4 protein-coding genes are annotated in these 5,612 nt (G+C 36.9%); 3 read left to right on the top strand and 1 reads right to left on the bottom strand.

The window, feature by feature from the left end:
- Window positions 1–393 precede the first annotated feature (393 nt).
- On the top strand, window positions 394–2,538 hold the full coding sequence (locus FNH22_RS31325; RefSeq protein ID WP_185154528.1) for a VCBS repeat-containing protein: 2,145 nt from the start codon (window positions 394–396) through the stop codon (window positions 2,536–2,538).
- A 228-nt stretch (window positions 2,539–2,766) separates the two neighbouring features.
- On the opposite strand, the gene FNH22_RS31330 is transcribed toward FNH22_RS31325, so the two are convergent.
- Window positions 2,767–3,144, bottom strand: a complete 378-nt coding sequence (locus FNH22_RS31330; protein ID WP_143402487.1) for a Fur family transcriptional regulator — start codon at window positions 3,142–3,144, stop codon at window positions 2,767–2,769.
- A gap of 86 nt (window positions 3,145–3,230) precedes the next feature.
- Between FNH22_RS31330 and FNH22_RS31335 the strand changes: the two genes are divergently transcribed.
- Both FNH22_RS31335 and FNH22_RS31340 read left to right on the top strand, forming a co-directional pair.
- Window positions 3,231–4,325, top strand: coding sequence for an alkene reductase (locus FNH22_RS31335; RefSeq protein ID WP_143402488.1), 1,095 nt, complete (start codon window positions 3,231–3,233; stop codon window positions 4,323–4,325).
- Between the two features lie 93 nt (window positions 4,326–4,418).
- The gene (locus FNH22_RS31340; protein WP_221420392.1) at window positions 4,419–5,327 is read left to right on the top strand and encodes an NAD(P)/FAD-dependent oxidoreductase; all 909 of its coding nucleotides are present in this window, start codon (window positions 4,419–4,421) and stop codon (window positions 5,325–5,327) included.
- The last annotated feature ends 285 nt before the right edge of the window (window positions 5,328–5,612 follow it).

The following is a 5,612-nucleotide window of genomic DNA, read 5'->3' on the forward strand; positions in this document are numbered from 1 at the left end:
TAACGGCCGGAGGCCGGAAACAATATTTGGTCACTCGGCTGGGAGCCAAGCGACTGATTCAGATTAAGAAACTATTCGTTCTAACTGCGCCGGAATTCAAGACTTAGTTTCAAGACATAACCGTTAGGAGTTGTTCTTCAAAATACTCTGCTAAATGATCAGGATGCTCCTGGTATATTGCTATGTATTTTCCAGGAAGTATTTGATAATGGTTAATTTAGCTTTATCCATTTGTATATTATTTGTAAATATTTGCAAACGTTTAAAAACGGAATGGATGTTATTCACTAGTTATGGACAATTTTGAGGTCTGTAAATGGAAAAAGTTATATTATTTAAAACATGCTATCACCTAGAATTAAACCAACAATCTGCGTATTAATTTTGATGATCATGTATCAGCATTCATTTTCCCAAAACATTTTCAGTCAGGAGAAAATAATTGATCATACGCAACTTATTGATCCTATAGCTACAATTAGTGCTGACATTGACAATGATAAAGACTTGGATATTTTAGTGGCATCAGCTGCGGACAATAAAATTGCCTGGTATAGAAATGACGGAAACAATTTTTCATCCTATCAAATAATTAAATCCAATGCCATGAAAATATCCGCGATCTCTTCCGGGGATATTGACGGTGATGGAGATATGGATATAATCTACTCATCAAAAGAAGAAAATCGAATTGTATGGTGTCAAAACAGTAACGATGGGGATTTCAGGTATTGTAATACTATAACCTGGTATGTCGACAAACCAACTGCAGTTCTTCTACATGATATTGATAATGATAAAGATTTGGATGTAATCTCAGCTTCCAGTGGAGATAAGAAGATCGCTTGGTATGAAAATGTAGATGGTTTGGGAAAATTTAGTGATCAAAAGGTAGTAACTGTACTTGCAGATGGAGCAAACTCTGTTTATGCGGCTGACGTAGACTCTGATGGCGATAGCGACCTGTTATCGACTTCTTATTATGATAACAAAGTGGCATGGTATGAAAACTTAAACGGAGAAGGTGATTTTAGTTCACAACAAATAATCTCAACAGCGATAACGTACCCCAATAGTATCTATGCAGAAGATTTGGATGGAGATGGTGATAAAGACGTTTTAACATCATCTTTAAAAGGAAATAAAGTCGTTTGGTATGAAAACAGAGATGGCCATGGAAATTTCAACGCATATCGCCTAATAGCAACGGTAGAGTCCGGAACCAGTGTTATTTCGGTGGATATTGATGGAGACAATGATATGGATGTGGTTTCTGCTTCCGCAGGGGATGATAAAATCACCTGGTATGAAAATTTAGATGGGAAAGGTGAGTTTGGGAATGAAAATGTGCTCACTGCAGAAGCGGATGGCGCAAATTGGGTATTTGCTACGGATTTAGATTATGATAGTGATATGGACATCTTGTCGACTTCGCATCGAGATCAGAAGGCATCCATTTATCTGAATAAAGAAGGTAAAGGAATTTTTTCCGATCCAATTAACATTTCAACCAGAACCAAACCTGTCACTTCAATTCATCCCGTTGATATTAATTCTGATAAGACTTTAGAATTACTTGTAGCTGCTGGAAATGAAATAAATGTTTATAAAAATTCAGACAAATTGAATAATCTGTTTACCACTAAACAAAATGTTACTATCACGGAAGGGAGTATTTCATGTGTGTATGCGTCTGATCTGGATAATGATCGTGACCAAGATATAGCAGTTTCATTTTGGGATACCAATAAACTACTATGGATGGAGAATGTGGACGGAGAAGGGAGCTTTACCATTAAACAGATTATTGAAACTTCTGGAAAAGCAATGAATGTGGTAGCTGCTGACTTAGATAATGATGGTGATTTAGACCTTTTATCCGGATCTGGTAGAAAGACAAATTGGTTTGAGAATCTCGATGGTAAAGGTTCTTTTAGTGAAGAGAAAGATATAACTTCTTCTCCGGACGACCCAACCGTGGTAATCGCTATTGACCTTGACAAAGATAAAGACTTGGATATTCTAGTAGCCTCTTTTTACATGAATAGAATAACATGGATTAAAAATTTGGGCAAAAAGAATGGGTTTTCAGAACCGATATTAATCTCTGACCAAGTGGATGGCGGGCAGTCAATATGGGCTGCCGATCTGGATGGCGACAATGATCTAGATGTGGTTTCAGCATCAAGAAAAGACAACAAAATTGCATGGTATCAAAATTTAGATGGCAAGGGAACCTTTGGAGATCAAAGGGTTATTTCCAATAATGCTATTTGGGCCAAAGCCATCTACAGTGTGGATTTAGATTTAGATGGAGATCAAGATGTCTTATCCGCTTCCAGTGTGGACAATAAAATTGCTTGGTACCAAAATTTGGATGGGAAAGGAAATTTTGGAGATCAAATTATTCTGTCTTCTAATATGATTGATGCCCGAGTGGTAGTAGCCGTGGACTTAGATCGCGATAAAGATATCGATGTTATAGCGGGTTCATTTAAGGATGGTAAAATTGCATGGTTTGAAAATGTTTTAAAGTGAAGAAAGTGAGAATGCACGGTACCTACTACTCATAAAAAGTCCATAGCAAATGCTGAAAAAAATATGCGAACTAAGCCTTGTGAAAGGACAGTGCAAACAGGATAGCTCAGTGCTTTGGATTATTCGGGGGGTAAAGGATTGTTAAAGATTGCGCTGTTGGGTTGATCGGAAGTTGTAAACCTCCTGATATTGATAGGCTTAAGTTATAAACTTAAGCCAGGAGGAAAGTCAACGGGAACAATCCTTACAAGTTCCGGATAAAACACAATTTACACCATCTACCTGGTAACCATTCGGTACGGAAAAATCAACTGTTACCGGCAGACATTCAATGGTATCACACTTAGTGCATCTAAAGTGAAAATGATGACCTGAAAGGACTTTGTCATCACAGTTTACGCAAACAGCAAAATACTGTTTGCCATCTTCTGCAACTACCCGATGTAGAACACCATCTTCACAAAACCGGTTTAAAACACGATAAATTGTTGCACGGTTAATGTCCTGCGTGATTTTTTGCTCAATAGCATCCCTACTCATTGCCTTCCCGGATTTTATGAGCAATTCTAATACGGCTTCTTTAGTGGGAGTATTACGTCTTTCCATACAAATGCGATTATTTCGCAATAACTATTGCGAATTGTTTGCAATAATAATAAGTCTACTTAAGTTTGCCAAAATTTCAAGATAAAATGACTGTATTAGACAAATACGTGACGCAAAATATAACCTTAAAAAACAGGGTTGTAATGGCTCCAATGACAAGAAGTAGAGCGAATAACAAAAAGGGATTGACCACTGACTTAATAGCTCGATACTATGAACAAAGGGCAACAGCAGGATTAATTATTACGGAAGGAATTAGCGTAAGTAAACAAGCCATTGGATACATAAATGTCCCGGGGATATATAGTGAAGTGCAAACAATTTCCTGGAAAAATGTCACTGAAAAAGTTCATCAAAAGGGAGGTAAAATATTTGCTCAACTCTGGCACGTCGGAAGAATATCTCACCCTGATTTACTCAATGGAAATTTACCTTTAGCTCCTTCTGAAATTAATCCGAATTCAGAATGCTACACACACTCGGGTTTTAAAGGTACAGTCACGCCGAAAGAAATGACTCCTCAGGAAATACAAAATACAATATTAGATTTTCAAAAAGCAGCTAAAAATGCCATCAAGGCGGATTTCGATGGCATAGAAATACACGCTGCAAATGGTTATTTGTTTCATCAGTTTTTTGCCAAATGTGCCAATACAAGAACTGACCAATATGGTGGAAGCATTGAAAACAGAGCACGGATTTTGTTTGATACTTTAGATGCAATTCAACAAAAGATCCCTCCATCAAAAATGGGCATCAGACTTTCTCCCGATTTCAAGACCTGGTTTGGCATTCAAACAGATGATGAAACAACGCAATTGTTTGAATACATCATCCAAAAACTGAACAACTATAATTTAGCTTACCTCCACATGGGAGGTTATGTAGAAGCAGATGATCCTCACCCGACTCAAAGTATTTTGGATACTGCAAAACACTATCGAAAATTATACAGGGGAACATATATTATAAATCGAGGTTTCACCAAAAAATTGGCAGATGATGCAATAGAGCAGAATGTAGCAGACCTAATTTCATTTGGAGAACTGTTTATCAGTAATCCTGATTTGGTGAAACGTTTTGAGCTGAACACACAATTGCAAAAAGCAGATCAAAGTACTTTCTACACAACGGGAGAAAAAGGCTATACGGATTATCCATTTTTAGAAAACACTATTTAGTATTAAATGACCAGAAGGGAACATATAAAGTTAACAGGACTAACTGCTGTAACGTTTGCCTCTCCATTCACATCATTTTCAAAATTCAATTTTATGACAGATAGCAAAATTTTCGATGTAATTATTATTGGTGGAAGTTATGCAGGACTTTCTGCTGCAATGGCTTTAGGACGCTCATTGCGAAATGTTTTAATAATTGATAGTGGCAAACCTTGCAACAGACAAACCCCATACTCTCACAATTTCATTACACAAGATGGGATTAAACCAGGTATAATTGCTCAAAATGCAAAAGAACAGGTGTTAAATTATAATACGGTAAAATTCTTGAACGACTTTGCCATTGGAGGGAAAAAGATTAAAAATGGGTTTGAAATAACCACAGAAAATGGAGAAAAGATCAAGTCCAAAAAGTTGATCTTTTCTACTGGTGTAAAGGATATAATGCCTGACATTAAAGGTTTTTCAGATTGCTGGGGAATTTCTGTCATTCATTGTCCCTATTGCCACGGCTATGAATTCAAAGGACAGAAAACAGGTATCATGGCCAATGGAAATACAGCATTCCACGTTGCTTCATTGGTTAATAACCTAACCGACAATATTTCAATTTTAACCTCTGGAAAAAATGATTTTACGATTGAGCAAACTGAAAAACTGAAAAAGAATAAAATAGAAGTAATCGAAACAGAAATTTCAGAAATTGAACACGACAACGGGAGCATTAACAATGTCGTCTTCAAAAATGGAAAAAAGATGAATTTCAATGCGGTTTATGCTGCCATTCCATTTGTACAACATTCCAATATTCCTGCTTCTTTAGGTTGTGAAATAACGGAACAAGGGCATATTCAAGTGGATGATTTTCAAAAAACCAGTATGGAAGGAATATATGCTTGTGGAGATAATTCAACAATGATGCGTTCAGTAGCTAACGCAGTAGCTAGTGGGAATATTGCAGGTGCAATGACAAATATGGAATTAACTCACGATAACTTCTAATGAAAAGCAGCCCATAAGAGTGTATAGAACAATAGCAGTTTGGGCGATTACTCAAACCGTTTTTATTTTTAAGTGGGTATATTTCTATCCGAAAGACAGAAACCTAGTGTCGTGTCACACCTCAATTGACGTTTAGAGTTAGATTATAAACGCTATTTGCTGTGTTGGAAAGTTCTCGGCCAGTCAGCAATCTGCAAAGGGCAGTAGGCAAAAAAGTGGAAGTTGTCCCGTATTTTTTTGCCTACTGCCCTTTGCCTACTGCCGACTTTAAGAATGAGACCTAAA

It is taken from the genome of Fulvivirga sp. M361 (assembly GCF_007097395.1).
Taxonomy (GTDB): Bacteria; Bacteroidota; Bacteroidia; order Cytophagales; family Cyclobacteriaceae; genus Fulvivirga.

Excerpts from the sequence above, each read along its gene's own strand:
- FNH22_RS31325 (WP_185154528.1), top strand. The coding sequence starts at position 394 with ATGTATCAGCATTCATTTTCCCAAAACATTTTCAGTCAGGAGAAAATA.
- FNH22_RS31330 (WP_143402487.1), bottom strand. The coding sequence starts at position 3,144 with ATGGAAAGACGTAATACTCCCACTAAAGAAGCCGTATTAGAATTGCTC.
- FNH22_RS31335 (WP_143402488.1), top strand. The coding sequence starts at position 3,231 with ATGACTGTATTAGACAAATACGTGACGCAAAATATAACCTTAAAAAAC.
- FNH22_RS31340 (WP_221420392.1), top strand. The coding sequence starts at position 4,419 with ATGACAGATAGCAAAATTTTCGATGTAATTATTATTGGTGGAAGTTAT.